Raw genomic sequence first — 17,721 nt, 5'->3', positions numbered from 1 at the left:
GGCGCCGCCACAATCACCACCGGACCCGGTCGAAGCGCCGCGTATAAAGCAGCTCGATCCCGTCGAACGTGCCGCCATAAGCCGCGACCGACCAATAGCGCGTCAGGTTGATGGTCGCCTTGATCGCATTGCTCGCCGACTGCAGCCCCTGCTCGTAGCCGATCACGAGCCATTCGTTGATCGCCTTCGACACCATCACCACTTGCGGATCGGTCAGCCCGACTTCGCTTCGCCCGATCGAAAACTCGTCGAGCCCGAAGGTCTGCGCAATCCGCTTGCCACTTGCACTGCCGAGCAGCGCGAGCGCCGTCGTCATGGTGCTTTGCTGACCAAGGTTATTGCCCTGATCCGTGCCATGCCCAAACAGCAGCCATGAGAGCTTTTCGTTATCCGGCACGTTCGGCTCGGAGATCAGCTTCGCCACCGGGAACTGAACCGTGCCCGTGACCTGCACGCCCGCCTCGACCTGCTGATTGCGGCGCATGGCCAGGATGTTGATGCCCGGATTGGCCACCGGACCGTTGAACGTGAAGAAGCCGTTCTCGATGTTGAGCTTGCGGCCGAACGCGGTATAGGTCGATCCCTGCGTCACGCGGACATTGCCGACCGCGCGCAACGGCAGGTTCGGCGCGCTCATCGCGGTGATCGTGCCGCTCAAGCCGAGGTCCGCGCCCATGCCGCGGAAACGGAAGCTGTTGCCGAGACTGATGTCGATATTGGCGCGTGGCGCAAACGGACCGATCGGCTTGTTCGTGCCCGCCACCTGCGGCGGTGGCCGCTCGCCCGCCACCGTGCCGTCAGGACGCACCACCACCACGTCGTCGCCGAGTTTCGGCGCGGACTGCTCCGGCATATCGAACAGCGCGTGATCGACCACGAATTTGCCGTTGATCGCCATGCCGCCCTCTGCCCCGCCGTTCGCCACACTCGCGCTGCCCGACAGCGACAGATTGCGGTCCGGCGACGCGAACAACTCCAGCTTATCCGCGACGATGCTCGCCGACAGATCCGGCTGGGCGCCATCCAGACGCACACGGCCGGTTGCGCGCAGCGTGCCGCTCGCGCCGTGAAACTCGACCTGCTGGAAATCCACCAGATTTTGCGAAAGCGCGATGCGCACCACGCCGTCCTTCAACTGCACGCCCTGGTCGACCATCGTCGCCGACAAACCGTCGCCGAGCAGCGACCCCGTCAGGTTCGGCTTGGCGACCGTGCCGCCAAGCGCGAGCTTGAGCGCGAGGTGGCCGTCCAGCAGATAACTCGGGCCGAACAGGCCGCCGGTCGTTTTCAGCGATGGCACGTTCGCAACGATGTTGCCGCTGACCGCACCCTCTTCGCTCACGCTCAGGAAGCCGTCACGCGTCACGAGCGTGGTATGCGCGTCGGCGTCGATTACGCCGATCCGGCTGGCCTGCGCGTGGACGGTCGCATTCAGCCGGTTGCCACCGCTGAATTCGGCGCGCGCGATCATATCCGTGATGCCCAGCGAGGCCAGGCCACGACCGATCTCGACCGTGACATCGCCGCCGCGACGCTTCAACTGGATGTGGCCGCTCGCTGTGCTGCCGAGTGCGAAATCCCAGTCGCCGTCGAACACCAGATCGGTTTTGACGTGCGGCGGTTCGCCGGTAATCTCGCGCCGCAAGTCCTGCAGACGTGCAAGCGAAATGTCGGTCAAGGTGCCCGCGGACTGAATCTTGCCGTGGTCGAAAGCGAACGATTTCAGGCTCAACTCCGCGCCTTCGAGCGTGAGGCGTGTCGCGCCGAGCGTCAGGCGGTTCGGCCCGGCGCTTATGGCGAGCGGCGACTCCAGGTTCAGCGCCGGTATGCCGCGGTTCTGCAGACGGGTCACAGTGCCGTCCCAACGCGTGCCGTCGCGTGCTTCGGTCAGCTTGCCGTTGGCCGCGAGTGTCAGATCGAGCGGACGGTCCTGCAGTTTGCCGGTGGCCGCCGCCTCCAGCGTATGGTTGCCGCGTGTGCCGGACAGGCGCGCCGTGAGCGTGGTGAGATCGACGCCGCCGGCGCTGAGGTCGCGCGCGTCCGTCGTGAAGACGAGCGCGCCGTTCGCGCCGTCGCGCAATTCGGCGTGGCCTTCAGCATGGCCGATGCGGTTACTGCTGAACACCACACTGTCCGCCTTGTAGTTCAGCACGACATTCGGATGCGCGAACGAGCCGGTGACGTCGCCATCCGCGACGATGAGACCGGCGAGGCCAAAACCGAGGCGCTCCAGTTCCGGCGCATCGATGCGAAACTTCAGCCGGTCGCCGCGCGCGCCGAAGCTGCCCTGCAAGTCCACCTGATTGCCCGCCACCGAGAGATTCGCGCGGCTCGGCAGAAGCCGCGAGCCGGCTAGCTGGACCACGCCGCCGCCCGTCAACGGCAGGTCGTCGTAGACACTCGGACCGAGTTTGAATTCAGCCTTGGTGGTAAAGACCGGACCGAGCACGCCGGCCGCGGTGAGCGTGCCGGTCACGCGTGCCTCGATCTTGTGGGCCGGTGGCGCGGCACGCTTGGGCGGCGGCGCTTTGCTTTGAACCACTTCGGTCCGCACCGCGGCCTTGGCCGTGTTTTTTACCGCGGCGGCGGCTTTGTCGCCAGGGGACGCGCTTTTCGCACCGGTCGTACTGCCCGCTTCGGCCACGCCTTGTGCGGCTTGCTTGCTTTTGGCGTTGTTCGCCGCGGTCGCCGGTCCCGTTACCGGCTTGCGGGACGGCATCTGCGACGTCAGCGTCAACGGATCGAAATCGGTCAGTTGCGCTTTCAGGTTGTAGGTGGAATTCGCGTCGTGCTTGAGCGCGCCGGACAGATCGATGCGGCCTTTGCCCGACGTGACACGAACGTCGTTGAAGCTCATTCGCGCGGGGTCGAAGGTCACCTTGCCTTGCGCGCGCAATCCTGCTTTCGGGTCGGCGAGATCGAGGGTCAGGCTTTGCACGTCGTCGTTCAGACGGATGCCGATCGGACCGGAAAGCTGGGTGGGCCGCACGGTCGCTTCGAGCGCATTGAGGTCGAGCCCGGCGACTTGCAGATCGAACTGGCCGCGCTTGCCGGTCAGCGCGCCGCCGCCGGTGAGCGTGGCGCTCTTCACGAGCCGCACCTTCAGGTTCGAGATGCGCTGCGCCTGGGCGTCGAGGCGCACGTCGGTTTGCGCGTCGATCAAAGGCAACAGGTTCTGGTCGATCGCACCCGGTTTGGCGTTGACGATCGAAACGTGGCCGGCGACGGCGAAACCCGCTGCCGCATCGGCGTGGACGCCGCCTTTGCCGTTCTTGACAGCCTTCGGCTCGGCAATGCCGACCGCGTTATTCGGGCCTGCACTATTGCCACTGGCAGCGCTGTTGGCACTACTGGCACTCGCGGTGCTCGCAGCGCCGGAGGCACCGGCGGAACTCGCCGCCCCCGTTGCATCCTGCCCCACCGGCTGCAGTTCAGCGCGCACCGCCAGATCCGCCAGCGGCGCACCGGGCGCAAACGCCTGCGGATTGATGTGATCGAAAGTGAGCGTGGCGCGTTGCAACGGCACGTCGCCGAACGGCGTGGCCTCGACCCGCGCATGCCCGGTGAGCTTCATGCCGCTGGCGTCAAGTTCGGCGATGAGATTTTCCAACGAGCCACTGAGATGGCCGCCCACCTGCACTGGCTCGTTGTTGACCTTGCCGGAATAGCCGACATCGCCGCTAAGCGGAAACGGCCGTATCCCGTCGAGCTTCGCCGCCGCCGTCACTGCGCCAAACGGCGTATCCAGCCGCTCAATCGCGGCCTCGTGGTGCCGGCCGTCGCTGCGGCCATGAAACATGAAACGGGACAGCTCGGTCGTCGACCCGCCCTCGCGCAACAGCAGTTTGTCGACCTGCACATCGCGCACGTCGAGTTGCATCGGCAAGCGCAAGTCTTCCGGCAGTTTCAGCGGTCCGCTGCTGCTCGACGACGAAGAGCCGACCCGCGCGTCGATCGTACCGACGTGCAGATAGCCGATCGTGAAGCGCCAAGGCTGGTGCGTCAGTTCCCAGCGGCCGGCCACGCGGTCGATCTGGATATCGGTGCCACTGCCGTCGAGACTACGCCAGCGCACCTGCCGCAGTTGCACGCCCTTCGAGAGCGCGCCGCTCTCCAGGGTGCCGGTCAGCTTGCCACCGAGCAGTTTGACGGCCGCCTGCCACGCGTAAGCCGTCCCGCGCTCCGTTGTCAGCGCGCCGTACAGCAGGCCAATCGCCACGGCCACCAGCAACACCAGCACGGCGACCGCCCACACAAGCGTTTTCAGCAGCAATCGGCCGCGCCGCTGCGGTGGCGGCGCATCGGGCGGTGGCGGCTGTCCGGGCAAATGAGCGCCGGGCGGCTGCGTGGGTGGCTGGGCGGAAGCGTCCGTGGTCATGCGTGGATCATGTAAAAGCAGGTTCCCATCAGAAGGCGATACCGAGCGTCAAATACGGCCGCACGCTCCTGTTGCGGATCCCGTAGGCGACATCGACATTGACCGGGCCGACCGGGCTGCGCCAGCGCGCCCCGACACCCACACCGGGATAAAAGACTTTCTCGCCCCACGTATCGGTGGCGGTGCCGACGTCGAAGAACGCGGCTGCGCCCCAGTCGTGACTGAACCAGTGCTGATATTCGGCCGCCGCCGTCACGAGATATTTGGTGGGCAGCACCGAACCGTCGACGTCATTACCAATGCTCTGATAGCTGTAACCACGTATCGAATTCGAGCCACCCGCGCGGAACAGCAGCGAAGCCGGAATCCCGCTCGAACTGCCGCTCGTGAACACGCCGCCGAGTTCGGCACGGAACAACACCAGGTCTTCCTTGCCGATCGGCAGGTACTGCTGGCCGCGGGCGTAGCCGCGCGCAAACGTCTGATCGGTCAGCAGGCCTTTGACCGCAAAGCCCGCTTCGACGTGAATCAGGTTGCCCGAGCGTGGGAACAGCGGGTCGTCGGTATTGCGGCGGGTCCACGACCATGACGGCACCAGCGCGCGGCTGGTAGTCGGCGCGGCCGCGTTCTGGTCGAGCCGGTCCTGGTAATAAAGGATCGAGTAGTTGTAGTCGATGAATTGCGACGTCCGGGCCCGCTGCACACCGCCGCGGATACTGTAGATGCGTGTGTCGGACACGTCGGTCGTGGTGTAGGACGCCAGCACGCTATTGGTCCACGCGCGCGGCCCCGGCGGCATCGCGAGCTGAATTTGCCCGTACTGCTGGATCTGGTCGAGCCGGCCTTCGACCGTGAACGGCCAGGCTTTGCCGAACGTGTCGAGATACGAATACGAACCCTGAATCAACGGGCCGTTGTCGGTCGAATACCCCACCCCGCCGCGGATGCTGTTGTACGGATATTCCGACACCTTCACGTGCACCGGCGTCTCGACCGGCTTGTCCGGATCGCTATCCACGTCGATTGCAACGCTCGCGTAGTACGGCGTGTTCTGCAACTGCCGCTGCAATTCCGCGACGCGCTGCACGTCGTAGATATCGCCGGCCGAAATCGGATTCACGTCGTCGACGATCTGTTCCGGATAACGCCGCGTGCCGGATACGTCGAGTTTCCCCATCGTGAAGGTCGGGCCGCTGTCAAACGTCACCGACAATTTTGCTTCGTGCGTGCGCGGGTCAATCCGCGCCTCGGAGTGGTAGATCTTCGCGCCCAGGTACCGGCGGGCCTGCAAGGCCTTGAGTGACGCGTTTTTTGCGTCGTCCCAGCCGCCTTGCGAAAACGGATCGCCTTCATGCAACGAAAACGCAAAGCGCGTGGCGTTTTCCTGCGCCGGGTCTTCGGTCAGCACCGGGCCGCGAAACGACAGCGCAATCGACGTGATGAGGGTTTGCGGGCCAGGATCGACGCTCACCGTCACGCGCTTCTGGTCGTCGACGGTGCGCACGTCGGTACGCACCACCGGCGTGAAGTAGCCCTGCGTGGCGGCCAGATCGCGCACCTGCTGGGGGACAGCGGTCATCAGAAATTCGAACTGGTCGTCGCTGATGTCGGGACGTTTGGCGAACCGCGCCACGTCCAGGTGCGCTTCGAGCAGCTTGCGCAGCGAGCGCGGCGTGGCTTCGATATCGACCTTGTAGCTGGCGGCCGCGCGCCGCGCCGCGTGTGCGTCGACCGTGGCAAGCATGAGCATGACGATGCCGAACGCCAGCCACGCGCGCAACCAGCGCCGAATGGGCGACAGACGCCCGCGCTCGTCACCGCTTTTGCCGCGCCGCACACACGGCACTTCGATCGCACACCCCGCCAAACAGGACCTCCGGCCGTGGTTGATGAATTCTGTCGCTCAGGCTCGCCGCGGCGGCCGAAGCTCGCTATTTGACCACATCGGCGAAGCCGCGATATCTCAAAAAAGGGATGCACCGCCGACCCGACCGGCGAATCCGACACGGCCCCGCCGGCCACGCGCCCGCCTTTGACGCATCGCAGCAATGCGGGTTCCAGGCATTTTTGCATGCCGGCCGCTCGTGGCGGCCTCCGTTTTTCGACCGCGCGCGGCGCATGCGGTAAAATTATGGAATAGCAGCGATGCCACGCGGGTTTCCGCCTGTTCCCGCCCGGCAGCCGCCATTCCCCAAACCACGGACGTCTAGCCATGTATCAATCGGACATCACGCAGTTCCTGAACCAGCTCAAGCAACAAAAACCGAACCTGGAAGCTGAGCAGCGCCGTGGCCGGTCGCTGCTGTGGGACAAACAGCCGATCGACCTCGAAGAACGCGCCGAGCAGAAAGCCTCGCGCGTAGAGCAGACGCCTTACTCGTACTATCAAAACTTCTAAGCGCGTGAGTCACGCCGACGAGGCAAAGGGCGCCACGCCGGGGCCCGACGCCGCGCTTGCCGCGCCCGCCACCGACTCAACGCCGGACACCGTCGACGGCATTGCTTTCGCACGCCTGTACGGCGAACCGCTCTTCAAGCTGCCGACGGATCTGTACATTCCGCCGGACGCGCTCGAGGTGTTTCTCGAAACGTTCGAAGGCCCGCTGGATCTGTTGCTGTACCTGATCCGCAAGCAGAACTTCAACGTGCTCGACATCCCGATGGCGGACGTCACGGTCCAATACCTCGGCTACGTCGACCAGTTGCGTCAGACCAATCTCGAACTCGCGTCCGAGTATCTGCTGATGGCCGCGATGCTGATCGAGATCAAGTCGCGCATGCTGTTGCCGGTCAAGAAGGCCGACAGCGGCGACGAAGCCGAAGATCCGCGTGCCGAACTGGTCCGCCGCCTGCTCGAATACGAGCAGATGAAGCTCGCCGCACAGCGTATCGACCATCTGCCGCAGCTTGGCCGCGACTTCCTGCGCGCCGAGGTGTACATCGAGCAAAGCATCACGCCGCGCTTTCCCGATGTGGATAGCGAAGACCTGCGCGCCGCGTGGGCCGACGTGATCAAGCGCGCCAAGCTCGTTCAGCATCACAAGATTTCGCGCGAAGAATTGTCCGTGCGCGAGCATATGAGCGCGATCCTGCGGCGACTCCAGAACTCGCGCTTCGTGGAGTTCTCGGATCTGTTCGACACAAGCAAGGGTGTGCCGGTGGTCGTGGTGAATTTCATCGCCATGCTCGAGTTGTGCCGTGAGTCACTCGTCGAAATCACCCAGGCCGAGCCGTTCGCACCAATCTATGTGCGCCTCGCCTACCTGCCGGCCTGAAGCCGCGAAACGGGGCTTGCGTGCGCCATCGCTACCGCAGCCCCCCGTTTCGGTGGGTGCGCCCCATGAACAAATCCACTACAATCCGGCGCTCCGAACCTGTCATTACCGGTGAGGCCGCGGGTCGCGCAAAAATCTGAGTTTTTGCGCCAACCAGGTCTCGCGCCGCGCGAGGAAATCCCTGTCCGATCATGAAAGTCATCAGCTCGATCCATGAATTGCGCGACCAGTTGCGCGGCCAGAATCGCACCGCCTTTGTGCCGACCATGGGCAATCTGCACGAGGGCCATCTGTCGCTGATGCGCCTCGCGCGCCAGCACGGCGATCCGGTGGTGGCGAGCATCTTCGTCAACCGCCTGCAGTTCGGCCCGAACGAAGATTTCGACAAATACCCGCGCACGCTCGAAGCCGACATCGACAAGCTGCAGAAAGAAGGCGTCTATGTGCTGTTCGCGCCAACGGAGCAGGATCTGTACCCGCAGCCGCAGGAGTACCGCGTGCATCCGCCGCACGATCTGGGCGATATCCTCGAAGGCGAATTCCGGCCTGGGTTCTTCCAGGGCGTGTGCACCGTGGTGATGAAGCTGATGTCGTGCGTACAGCCGCGCGTCGCGGTGTTCGGCAAGAAGGATTACCAGCAGCTGATGATCGTGCGCAGCATGTGCCACCAGTTCGCGCTGCCGACCGACATCATCGCCGCCGAAACCGTTCGCGACACCGACGGCCTCGCGCTCAGCTCGCGCAACCGCTTTCTGGCGGCGGCCGAGCGCGCTGAGGCGCCGGTGCTGGCCGGCGAGCTCAATCGCGTACGCGAGGCGGTGCTCGCCGGCAATCGCGACTTCGCAAAACTCGAACAGGCGGCAATGGCGACGCTGGCCGCACGCGGCTGGCAGCCGGATTACATCGCCGTGCGCAAGCGCTCGAATCTGCTGCCGCCGGGCTCGCAAGACGCGAACGCGGAGCTGGTCGTGCTGGCGGCCGCCAAGCTCGGCACCACCCGTCTCATCGACAACCTCGAAATCTGAAGCCGTCTTAGGCTGCGCAAACACGCATTAGAAGCACAAGGGATTGGTCATGCAACGAAACATGCTGAAGTCGAAAATCCATCGCGTCGCGGTCACGCACTGCGAACTGCACTACGAAGGCTCGTGCGCCATCGACGAGGACTTGCTGGAAGCCGCGAATATCGTTGAAAACGAGCGGATCGACATCTGGAACATCAACAACGGCGAGCGTTTCTCGACGTACGCGATCAAGGGTGAACGCGGCAGCGGCATGATTTCGCTGAACGGCTCGGCCGCACGGCGCGCGCAGTTGGGCGATCTGGTGATCATCGCTGCGTTCGCGGTGGTCGACGAAGCGGAACTGAAAGCAGGCTGGAAACCGGATCTGGTGTTCGTCGACGACAACAACAACAAGATCAAAGGCAGCCGCGATCACGTGCCGACCCAGAACTGGACCTGAGCCAGGCCCCGAGCCGGGCTTTTCGCCGCACGGTTCCATGCAGCGCAGCGGGCGGCCACGCCGCCTGCTAATTCACCTCAAGCCTTCTTGCTGGCACCGTTGGTCCATTCGATGATCGGCTGCCACTGCTCCAGATCCTTCTCCACGCGGCTTTTCGCGACGTCCCACAAGGTCAGGCCGTGCGCCGCCAGTTGCACGTAATTCTGCGTGTCGCGCAGGTAGCCCAGTACCGGCAGCTTCAATCCCTCGACAAAGCGATGCAACTGCTCCGCTGAGCGCGTGCGGGAATCGACACGCATGCCCACCACACCGATCTCGATCCCGCCTTTCCTGACCGCCTTCTCCTTCGCCAGCCGCTCGAGAAAATCCTGCGTGGCGAGAATATCGAACATCGACGGCTGCAGCGGCACGATCACCTTGTCGGCCAGATCCAGCGCGATGCCGAGGCGATTGCCGTGCAACCCGGCCGGCGTGTCGATGACCGCATGCTCCAGACCTCGGGGGGGTTTGGCGGGATTTTCAAGGTCGACCTCCCAGGTCTCGATGGGCGGCAACGCAGGGGGCCGCAGCGACAGCCATGCGTGCGCGGACTGCTGTTTGTCGAGGTCCGCCAGCGCGACCCATTCCCCGAGCGACGCGAAATAGCCGGCCAGATTGGTGGACAGCGTGCTTTTGCCCACGCCGCCCTTCGGATTCGCCACCACGATCACCGTCATGAATTCTCCCGGAAAGAAGGCTGGGCGTGCCAGCCGGTTTGCCGCGCAGTTTGCTCTGACTTGCGCCGATGGATGCTGATCCGTGCCGGTTTCAGGTTCACCCATCGATCCAGCCGTTGATAATATCGACAAATGCACCGGGGCCGAAGCCCCCAAACGGCTATTGACTGCCCTATACCGCTGTTTTTTCCATCGAGGACCCCAATCTCATGAGCAAACTCCGTCCGGAATACACCGCCGAGCGCCTGCATGAACGTCAGAAGGGCAAGCTGCCCGGCTTGCTGGGCGTGCATGTTCTGGCGCTGGAGCAAGGCGCCCTGACCGCGGAATTGACCGTGCGCGACGAATTACTGGCGCCGAACGGCTTTTTGCATGCTGCCACCGTGATCGGCCTCGCCGATACCGCCTGCGGCTACGCATGCCTCGCGCACCTGCCCGAGACGGCGCGCAATTTCACAACCATCGAGCTGAAAAGCAATTTTCTCGGCACGGCGACGGAAGGCACGATCCGCGCGGTCGCCAAGGCCGTTCATCTGGGCCGCAGCACGCAGGTGTGGGACGCCACCGTTACCGATCCGAACGGCAAGACGATGGCGCTGTTTCGGTGCACACAGATTGTGTTGTATTGATTGACTGACGCGGGAGTGCGGCGAAGGGCTCGAAATACCTGAAGGGCACTGGCTCAGCGCCATAAAAAAGCACGCGACCTCACGGCGCGTGCTTTTTTGTTGTCAGGCGAGGCAGAGTGCCGGAATGCCGGAGCGGCCTGGTGGCTTAGTGCTTGTGTGTTTTGCCGGCTTGGGGTTTTATCGATGTGCCAGATCTGGCTACCGCCCGCACAGCCGCTCAAACGTCTCAGGCGGCCACTGCGCGTGGTGCCTTCACATTGCTCAGCGCCAGCGCGCCGCCGCCGAGCAGCGACTGCACGGCCAAAGTCACCGCCCAGAAAGCCGGATATTCCCAGCCGCCGTGCGGCGACGCGAACCCCCAGCCGTTATGCAGATGCTGCGACATCGCGCCGAGCATGAACGGCAGCAGCACCAGCGCCACCCAGCGGACCTGTACGCCGAGCAGCAGCGCGATACCACCGATCAATTCGACGAACGCCGTCACGTAGCCGAGCCAACCCGGCAAGCCGAGCGAGACGAAAAATTGCGCCGTTCCCGGCAGCGTGAAAACAAAGATCTTTTGCAGACTGTGCGCGAGATACAGGACGCCCAAGGCAAGGCGAAGTAGCAAAGCGGCCAGATCAGCGCAGCGGTTCGAGTTCATGACGAGTCCTTGACGAGAGAAACGGCCCGCATCGGCCGTCGACGTCAAGACTGTATTCGAACCATACGACGCGAAAAACTGCGTTTCAGGCTTTGATTATTTCCCATTAGGATTTAATCGACACCGTCCGGTTGATCTTCATGAGCCAATCGCGGCAAAAAGCTTTGAGAGATCGAGGTGCTCGGCGAGCGTGTCGGCCAAACGATCCAGCGAAGCCTCACGCAGCGCCGGGTAGTCGATTTTCTCGGCGTCGCTTAAGCCCGCCCACGCCAGCAGGGCTGCGCAAGCGGCCGGCGTGTCGAACAGACCGTGCACGTAGGTGGCGAGGATCTGGCCATCAGCCGAGATCGCGCCGTCGGGACGAGCGTCGCGCTCAACGCCCAATTGCAGCGCGGGCGAGTTGAGCGCCGGACCTTGTGTCTCGCCCATGTGAATCTCGTAGCCGGAAACCTCGGGTGAACCGGGCAACGCGAGACGCCCTGTCACGTTCTTGAGCGTTTTTTCGCGTGTCAGCACCGTCGAATAATCGAGCCAGCCGAGGCCCGCGCTCGTTCCAGGCGCGCCTTCCACCCCGTGCGGGTCGGCCACTTCGCGTCCGAGCATCTGCATGCCACCGCAAATCCCGATGACGCGGCCGCCGTAGCGTAGATGCCGTTGCAGCACCGCATCCCAGCCTTGTGCACGCAGAAAGGCCAGATCGCCCGGCACATTTTTCGAGCCCGGCAGGATGATCAGATCGGCCGGCGGAGGCGGCGTGCCGCTTCGCACGTAATGAAAATCGACCTGCGCATGCGCGCGCAACGCGTCGAAATCCGTGTGATTGCTGATGTGCGGCAACACCGGCACGACCACCCGCAACATCCGGCCCATATCGTTGCTTTGGCCGCTTTGCGCGGCACGGAGCTCGGGCGGCAGCATGTCTTCGGCGTCGAGCGTCAGACCGTGCAGGTAGGGCACCACGCCGAGCACCGGCTTGCCGGTCTTCGCTTCGAGCCAGTCGAGCCCGGGCTTGAGCAGACTGATGTCGCCGCGAAAGCGGTTGATGATGAAGCCACGCACCCTCGCCTGCTCGCTTTCCGACAGACACGCGAGCGTACCGGTCAGATGCGCGAACACCCCGCCACGGTCGATGTCGGCCACCAGCACGACCGGACAATCGACCGCTTCGGCGAAACCCATGTTGGCGATATCGCGGTCGCGCAGATTGATCTCGGCGGGACTCCCCGCGCCTTCGACAAAAATCGTGTCGTAGGCCGCTTGCAGACGCGCATACGATTCCAGCACGGCCCCGAACGCAACCGGTTTGTAGTCGTGATACGCACGCGCATCGAGGTTCATGCGCGCCTTGCCGTGGATGATCACTTGTGCACCGCGATCGCTCGTCGGCTTGAGCAGCACAGGGTTCAGATCGGTGTGCGCGGCGATGCCCGCGGCCACCGCCTGCAAGGCCTGCGCGCGGCCGATCTCGCCGCCATCGATCGTCACCGCGCTATTGAGCGCCATGTTCTGCGGCTTGAACGGCGCGACCCGCACGCCGGCACGCCGCGCCAGCCGGCACAAACCCGCGACGAGCGTGCTCTTGCCCGCGTCGGACGTGGTGCCCTGAATCATCAGCGTGCCGCGCGGCACAGGTACGGCGTCATGCGGGGTCGAAGTGGTGGTCACGGAATGTCGGATTCGGCGGTGAATGGGCAATAAACGCGGGCAATGAACGCGGCATTATCCCATCGTGCCGGCGCGCGCTGCACGCCGGTACAATCACGCGATGATTCCCCGCGACCTCACCTTCGTTCTCGGCGGCGCCCGTTCGGGCAAGAGCGTGCACGCCGAACAACTGGCGAACGACAGCGCCCTGCCCGTCACGTACATCGCCACCGCGCGCACGGCCGACGACGCCGAATTCAGCGCGCGTATCGCGCATCATCGCGAGCGGCGTCCGGCGCATTGGCAGTTGCACGAAGCGGACGTCGATCTCGCCGCCGCCGTGACGCAAATCGACGCGCCCGGCCGCTGCATTCTGATCGACTGCCTGACGCTATGGCTCGCCAACCTGCTGTGTCCACCCGACGGTGACGGCTTGCCGGTCGATCACTATCACGCGCATTTCGCTGCTTTCGAAGCAGCGCTCATCAACGCCCGAGGCAAGATCATCGTGGTCAGCAATGAGATCGGGCTGGGCGTGGTGCCGCTCGGCGCGGAAACACGGCTCTATGTCGACGAACTCGGTCGACTCAATCAGCGCATCGCCGCGTTGAGCACCCAGGTCACGATGATGATCGCGGGCTTGCCGCTCGCCTTGAAAACAGCAGGCCGCGCGTGATGCTCTCGCTTCCTCTGATCGTTACCCTGGCAACGGCAGGCGTCGCCGTCGACCGCTGGCTCGGCGAGCCGCGCACCGTGCATCCGCTGGTCGGCTTCGGCAAATGGGCGATTCGCCTCGAAAAACGCTACAACACCGGGCGGCGCTTGCGGCTCAAGGGGCTGCTCGCGTGGTCGCTCGCCGTCATGCCGCCGGTGCTGATCGCCTGGTGGCTCGTCGCCATACTCCCGTTTTTTGCAGCCTGCGCGGTCCATGTCGTGTTGCTGTGGTTCGCCCTCGGCGCACGCAGCCTGCACGATCATATTGCGCCGATCGCGCAGGCATTGACGCAACGCGATCTCGCGCAAGCGCGTTTGCTGACCGCGCGCATCGTATCGCGCGAAACGGCTCACGCCGACGAAGCGGCACTGTCGCGCGCGGCCGTCGAATCGGCACTCGAAAACGGCAACGATGCGATCTTCGGCGCACTGTTCTGGTTCGCGATCGCGGGCGGTCCGGGCGCGCTGGGGTTTCGTCTGGCCAACACGCTCGATGCCATGTGGGGCTACCGCACGCCGCGCTATTTGCGCTTCGGCTGGGCCGCCGCGCGCATCGACGACGTGCTCAACTGGATTCCCGCGCGCCTCACCGCGGCCAGCTACGCGTTGCTCGGCGACACGCGTACCGCGCTGCATTGCTGGCGCGAACAGGCTCCCCGATGGGATAGTCCGAACGCCGGGCCGGTGATGGCTTCAGGCGCGGGTAGTCTGAACGTGTTGATCGGCGGCCCCGCGGTTTATCACGGCACGCTCGAACACCGGCCGACGCTAGGTTTCGGACACCCCGCGAAGGCCAGTCATGTCACCGCGGCGTTGATGCTGGTGGAACGCACAGTCATTCTCTGGCTGGCGGTCCTGATCGTGCTGGCTTTGCTGAGTGTGCCCTTTCATGGTTGATCGAATGGCTGGTCACGGGGCTGATAGCGGCACCGCGCACGACACCGTGGTCCACGGCGGCAATCTGCACGAAGCGGCTGAGCGCTACGGTATTCCGTACGCGCAATGGCTCGACCTGTCGACGGGTATCAATCCGCATGGCTACCCGGTGCCCCCGGTTCCCGCCGAAGCGTGGCGCCGCCTGCCCGACGACGGTGACGGTTTCGCCGCCTGCGCCGCGCGTTACTACGGCGCGCCCGACGCCGCGCATGTCCTACCCGTCGCGGGAAGCCAGGCGGCGATTCGCGCGCTGCCCGCGCTGCTGCCGCGGGCCCGGGTTGGCATCGCACCGCTCACGTACAGCGAATACGTGCCCGCATTCGAACGAGCAGCACACGAAATCGTGCCACTGGATGTGTCCTGGGACATCTTGCCCGACGCACTCACCCATGTGGTCGTCGTGAATCCTAACAATCCGACCGCGGAGCATCTGAGCGCCGGCAAGCTGCTGCACTGGCATGCGCAACTCACCTCGCGCGGTGGCACGCTGCTGGTCGACGAGGCTTTCGCCGATACGATGCCCTCGGCGTCACTCGCGGCCAGCACCCATCTCGATGGGTTGATCGTGTTACGTTCGCCGGGGAAATTCTTCGGGCTCGCCGGCGTGCGCGCGGGCTTCGTACTCGGTGCGCCAGCCCGGCTCGACGCATTGCGTCGTACGCTCGGGGCGTGGACGGTCAGCGGGCCGGCCCGCCATGCCGTCAAAGCCGCGTTCGAAGACGACTTGTGGCAACAGCAGATGCGTACGCGGCTCGCTGCCGAAAGCGCGCGTCTGGTGAATCTGTTGCATGCACAAGGTCTCGCCACCCAGAGCACGCCGCTCTTCGCGTGGACCCACGATGCGCGCGCCGCCGCTTTGCATGAAGCATTGGCGCAACGCGGCGTGTGGACACGGCTCTTCACGGCCTCGGGCAGTGTGCGTTTCGGGCTGCCTGCAAGCGACGCGGAATGGGCACGCTTCGAGGCGAGTTTGCGCGAGGCTATTCGATGATTCGACGCTCACAGTTCTCCATCGCCCTAGCACTTTTCATGATCGCGGCGCATGCGTACGCCGCGATCACCGTCACTGACGACAGCGGCGCAACAGTCACACTGGCTGCGCCCGCACAGCGCGTCATCAGTCTCGCGCCGCATGTCACCGAACTGCTGTATGCCGCGGGCGGTGGCGCGAAAATGGTCGGCGCTGTGTCCTATAGCGACTATCCGGCTGAAGCGAAACAACTGCCACGCGTTGGCGACAACAAGGCGCTCGACCTCGAACGGATCGTCGCGTTAAAACCCGATCTGATTGTCGTGTGGCGGCATGGCAATGCACAGCGCCAGCTTGATCGCCTGCGCGAGATGCACGTGCCGCTATTCTTTAGCGAACCGCATCATCTCGAGGATGTTGCCGTGTCGCTGACGAAGCTCGGGCAATTGCTCGGCACCTCCTCGACCGCCGACGCAGCGGCGGCAGCATATCGCCGGGACATCGCACAGTTGCGCACGCAGTATGCGAACCGGCCGCCTGTCAGTGTGTTCTATCAGGTGTGGGATCAACCGTTGATGACGCTCAACGGCGAACATATGGTCAGCGATGTGATTGCGCTATGCGGCGGCCGCAATGTGTTTGCGAAACTCGAACCGCTGGTGCCGACCGTTTCAACCGAAGCAGTGCTCGCAGCAAACCCGGAAGCGATCTTCACCGCCGCGCCCGGCGCGACCAAACCGGACACAACCCTGCCGAAACTCAATACATGGCGCACATGGCCGAGTCTGAAGGCGGTGGCGAACAACAATCTGTTCGCCATCGACGGCGATCTGATCAACCGGCCGGCGCCGCGTATTGCGCAAGGGGCGAAGCAGATGTGCGAAGACCTGGATCTGGCGCGTTCGCGGAGGAAAAGCGGCGCGCCGTGACGCAAGCCCTCACGCATTCCACCTCACCAGCGCCCACTGCTGCGCCTCATCATCCCTGCGCAACCACACCACCCCGGCCATCTCCAGCGACCACCGTAGACTACGTTCCAGCGGGACGTCCAGCACCAGCGAAGCGATCACCCGCATGACACCGGCATGCGTGACGACATACGCCGGCGACAATTCGCGCGTCTGCGCGAACGCGTCGAACCACGCCCGCACCCGCGCGACGAATTGCGCGACGCTCTCGCCGCCGTGCGCACGCGCGTGTTCGAAGTTGGCCGCCCACTCGTCGAGCAGCTCTCGATCGATCGCGTCCCAGCGCTGCTGCTCCCAATCACCGAAGTCCATCTCTTTCAGCCGATCGTCATGACTAAGCGCACAGCCGAAATCGTTCGCCATGACGGCCGCCAGCGTCGCGCAACGTGTCAACGGACTCGACATCAACACACGCGGCGGCGGTACCTGCAAGGTGGCCAGTTTCAATGCGAGGGCACTTGCCGATATCTCGGCGTCCTCGGCGAGCGCCACGTCGCTGTGGCCGTAGCACACGCCCGAATCGAGCGCGACGGCCGGATGACGGATCAGGACGATATCCATGCGAGCCCCACGAGGTAGATGCTCAGTTCAAAGATCTGTTGCGCGAAGCCGAGGCAATCGCCGGTGTAGCCACCGATGCGTCTGACGAAATAGCGGCCCAATGCAAAGCGCAGTGCCATCAATACCGCGAACGTCACGCAGGCGAAGCGCCAATTCGGCGAATCCAGCCCGTTCGGCCAGAGCAACAACGGCAAACCGAACACCGCGGCGCACAGCAACGCGGGACCGCTCAAGCGCTGCGCGACCGGTTTGGCCTTGCCTTCGGCGCGCACATAGTCGAGCGTGGCCAGATAGCTGATCGCAAACACGCGGCTCGCCGCATGCGCGGCAATCATCAGACTTGCGGCTCGCATCGGCGGCAACGCGGAGAGCGTTTGCCACTTCAGTGCTAGCGCGATCACGAGCGCGATGGCGCCGAAAGCACCGATGCGCGAATCATGCATGATGCGCAACACGTCCTCGCGCGTATAGGCGCCACCGAACGCATCGACGCAATCGGCGAGGCCGTCCTCGTGAAACGCGCCGGTCACGAGAAGCGACACGGCCATCGACAGCAGCACCGCTACGCCGGGTGGAAAGACGTGCAACGCCGCGAGATAGACCAGCGCGCTCAATCCGCCGATCAATAGACCGACGAGCGGAAAATAACGCGCCGCCGCATTCAGATAGTGCGGCTCATAGCCGACCCAACGCGGCACCGGCACGCGTGTGAAATAGCTGAGCGCCGTGAAGAAATAGCGCAGCTCCGCGAGCGGGTTCATGAGTAAGCCGAATACACGTTTCTGTATGACGGCGCCTCGTGTAACAGCGCTTCGTATAACGG

General features: G+C 64.2%; 16 protein-coding genes. 9 read left to right on the top strand and 7 right to left on the bottom strand.

Annotated elements, in window-relative coordinates:
* Nucleotides 1-13: 13 nt before the first annotated feature.
* Together PQQ96_RS20175 and PQQ96_RS20170 are read right to left on the bottom strand one after the other, a co-directional pair.
* Nucleotides 14-4,378, bottom strand: coding sequence for a translocation/assembly module TamB domain-containing protein (locus PQQ96_RS20175; RefSeq protein WP_408295540.1), 4,365 nt, complete (start codon nucleotides 4,376-4,378; stop codon nucleotides 14-16).
* Between the two features lie 28 nt (nucleotides 4,379-4,406).
* Nucleotides 4,407-6,245, bottom strand: a complete 1,839-nt coding sequence (locus PQQ96_RS20170) for an autotransporter assembly complex protein TamA (protein ID WP_408295537.1) — start codon at nucleotides 6,243-6,245, stop codon at nucleotides 4,407-4,409.
* A gap of 345 nt (nucleotides 6,246-6,590) precedes the next feature.
* Between PQQ96_RS20170 and PQQ96_RS20165 the strand changes: the two genes are divergently transcribed.
* The 4 genes from PQQ96_RS20165 to panD all read left to right on the top strand — a co-directional run bounded on the left by PQQ96_RS20165 (nucleotide 6,591) and on the right by panD (nucleotide 9,117).
* The gene (locus PQQ96_RS20165; protein WP_054035105.1) at nucleotides 6,591-6,776 is read left to right on the top strand and encodes a DUF3460 family protein; all 186 of its coding nucleotides are present in this window, start codon (nucleotides 6,591-6,593) and stop codon (nucleotides 6,774-6,776) included.
* 4 nt (nucleotides 6,777-6,780) lie between these two features.
* Complete coding sequence (locus PQQ96_RS20160) at nucleotides 6,781-7,653, top strand: segregation and condensation protein A (RefSeq protein WP_408295534.1); 873 nt, start codon at nucleotides 6,781-6,783, stop codon at nucleotides 7,651-7,653.
* A gap of 191 nt (nucleotides 7,654-7,844) precedes the next feature.
* Nucleotides 7,845-8,678, top strand: a complete 834-nt coding sequence (panC, locus tag PQQ96_RS20155; protein ID WP_408295531.1) for a pantoate--beta-alanine ligase — start codon at nucleotides 7,845-7,847, stop codon at nucleotides 8,676-8,678.
* Nucleotides 8,679-8,727: 49 nt separating this feature from the next.
* A complete protein-coding gene (gene panD / locus PQQ96_RS20150; RefSeq protein ID WP_408295528.1) occupies nucleotides 8,728-9,117 on the top strand; it encodes an aspartate 1-decarboxylase in 390 nt (129 codons plus the stop codon).
* Nucleotides 9,118-9,194: 77 nt separating this feature from the next.
* On the opposite strand, the gene PQQ96_RS20145 is transcribed toward panD, so the two are convergent.
* Nucleotides 9,195-9,833: a ParA family protein gene (locus PQQ96_RS20145; RefSeq protein ID WP_408295566.1), complete on the bottom strand. Its 639-nt coding sequence runs from the start codon at nucleotides 9,831-9,833 to the stop codon at nucleotides 9,195-9,197.
* Nucleotides 9,834-10,042: 209 nt separating this feature from the next.
* Between PQQ96_RS20145 and PQQ96_RS20140 the strand changes: the two genes are divergently transcribed.
* The gene (locus PQQ96_RS20140) at nucleotides 10,043-10,462 is read left to right on the top strand and encodes a PaaI family thioesterase (protein ID WP_408295525.1); all 420 of its coding nucleotides are present in this window, start codon (nucleotides 10,043-10,045) and stop codon (nucleotides 10,460-10,462) included.
* 226 nt (nucleotides 10,463-10,688) lie between these two features.
* Here the strand turns inward: PQQ96_RS20140 and PQQ96_RS20135 are convergent, their stop codons facing one another.
* Nucleotides 10,689-11,105, bottom strand: a complete 417-nt coding sequence (locus PQQ96_RS20135) for a DoxX family protein (RefSeq protein WP_408295522.1) — start codon at nucleotides 11,103-11,105, stop codon at nucleotides 10,689-10,691.
* A gap of 138 nt (nucleotides 11,106-11,243) precedes the next feature.
* Entirely contained in the window at nucleotides 11,244-12,716 is a 1,473-nt protein-coding gene (locus PQQ96_RS20130; protein WP_408295563.1) for a cobyric acid synthase, read from the bottom strand.
* A gap of 154 nt (nucleotides 12,717-12,870) precedes the next feature.
* On the opposite strand from PQQ96_RS20130, the gene cobU reads away from it, so the two are divergent.
* The 4 genes from cobU to PQQ96_RS20110 are packed head-to-tail and all read left to right on the top strand — an operon-like array spanning nucleotide 12,871 to nucleotide 16,298.
* Nucleotides 12,871-13,425 (top strand): bifunctional adenosylcobinamide kinase/adenosylcobinamide-phosphate guanylyltransferase, encoded by a 555-nt coding sequence (gene cobU / locus PQQ96_RS20125; protein ID WP_408295519.1) that lies wholly within the window; start codon nucleotides 12,871-12,873, stop codon nucleotides 13,423-13,425.
* Complete coding sequence (cbiB, locus tag PQQ96_RS20120; RefSeq protein ID WP_408295516.1) at nucleotides 13,425-14,360, top strand: adenosylcobinamide-phosphate synthase CbiB; 936 nt, start codon at nucleotides 13,425-13,427, stop codon at nucleotides 14,358-14,360. Before cobU ends, cbiB begins: the two co-directional genes overlap by 1 nt.
* A complete protein-coding gene (gene cobD, locus PQQ96_RS20115; protein ID WP_408295513.1) occupies nucleotides 14,353-15,390 on the top strand; it encodes a threonine-phosphate decarboxylase CobD in 1,038 nt (345 codons plus the stop codon). Before cbiB ends, cobD begins: the two co-directional genes overlap by 8 nt.
* Nucleotides 15,387-16,298, top strand: a complete 912-nt coding sequence (locus tag PQQ96_RS20110) for a cobalamin-binding protein (protein WP_408295510.1) — start codon at nucleotides 15,387-15,389, stop codon at nucleotides 16,296-16,298. Before cobD ends, PQQ96_RS20110 begins: the two co-directional genes overlap by 4 nt.
* Before the next feature lie 9 nt (nucleotides 16,299-16,307).
* On the opposite strand, the gene cobC is transcribed toward PQQ96_RS20110, so the two are convergent.
* Both cobC and PQQ96_RS20100 read right to left on the bottom strand, forming a co-directional pair.
* On the bottom strand, nucleotides 16,308-16,898 hold the full coding sequence (gene cobC / locus PQQ96_RS20105) for an alpha-ribazole phosphatase (RefSeq protein ID WP_408295507.1): 591 nt from the start codon (nucleotides 16,896-16,898) through the stop codon (nucleotides 16,308-16,310).
* Nucleotides 16,883-17,659, bottom strand: coding sequence for an adenosylcobinamide-GDP ribazoletransferase (locus tag PQQ96_RS20100; protein WP_408295505.1), 777 nt, complete (start codon nucleotides 17,657-17,659; stop codon nucleotides 16,883-16,885). Before PQQ96_RS20100 ends, cobC begins: the two co-directional genes overlap by 16 nt.
* Nucleotides 17,660-17,721: the final 62 nt, after the last annotated feature.

It is taken from the genome of Paraburkholderia sediminicola (genome assembly GCF_046027825.1).
GTDB lineage: Bacteria > Pseudomonadota > Gammaproteobacteria > Burkholderiales > Burkholderiaceae > Paraburkholderia > Paraburkholderia sediminicola_D.
The sequence above is the reverse complement of the archived record's forward strand: the minus strand, read 5'-3'. Positions and strand labels throughout refer to the sequence as shown.

Coding starts and splice junctions, on each gene's coding strand:
- cobU (WP_408295519.1), top strand. CDS start 12,871: ATGATTCCCCGCGACCTCACCTTCGTTCTCGGCGGCGCCCGTTCGGGC.
- PQQ96_RS20135 (WP_408295522.1), bottom strand. CDS start 11,105: ATGAACTCGAACCGCTGCGCTGATCTGGCCGCTTTGCTACTTCGCCTT.
- PQQ96_RS20100 (WP_408295505.1), bottom strand. CDS start 17,659: ATGAACCCGCTCGCGGAGCTGCGCTATTTCTTCACGGCGCTCAGCTAT.
- PQQ96_RS20145 (WP_408295566.1), bottom strand. CDS start 9,833: ATGACGGTGATCGTGGTGGCGAATCCGAAGGGCGGCGTGGGCAAAAGC.
- panC (WP_408295531.1), top strand. CDS start 7,845: ATGAAAGTCATCAGCTCGATCCATGAATTGCGCGACCAGTTGCGCGGC.
- PQQ96_RS20165 (WP_054035105.1), top strand. CDS start 6,591: ATGTATCAATCGGACATCACGCAGTTCCTGAACCAGCTCAAGCAACAA.
- PQQ96_RS20110 (WP_408295510.1), top strand. CDS start 15,387: ATGATTCGACGCTCACAGTTCTCCATCGCCCTAGCACTTTTCATGATC.
- PQQ96_RS20140 (WP_408295525.1), top strand. CDS start 10,043: ATGAGCAAACTCCGTCCGGAATACACCGCCGAGCGCCTGCATGAACGT.
- cobC (WP_408295507.1), bottom strand. CDS start 16,898: ATGGATATCGTCCTGATCCGTCATCCGGCCGTCGCGCTCGATTCGGGC.
- cobD (WP_408295513.1), top strand. CDS start 14,353: ATGGTTGATCGAATGGCTGGTCACGGGGCTGATAGCGGCACCGCGCAC.
- panD (WP_408295528.1), top strand. CDS start 8,728: ATGCAACGAAACATGCTGAAGTCGAAAATCCATCGCGTCGCGGTCACG.
- cbiB (WP_408295516.1), top strand. CDS start 13,425: ATGCTCTCGCTTCCTCTGATCGTTACCCTGGCAACGGCAGGCGTCGCC.
- PQQ96_RS20130 (WP_408295563.1), bottom strand. CDS start 12,716: ATGATTCAGGGCACCACGTCCGACGCGGGCAAGAGCACGCTCGTCGCG.
- PQQ96_RS20175 (WP_408295540.1), bottom strand. CDS start 4,378: ATGACCACGGACGCTTCCGCCCAGCCACCCACGCAGCCGCCCGGCGCT.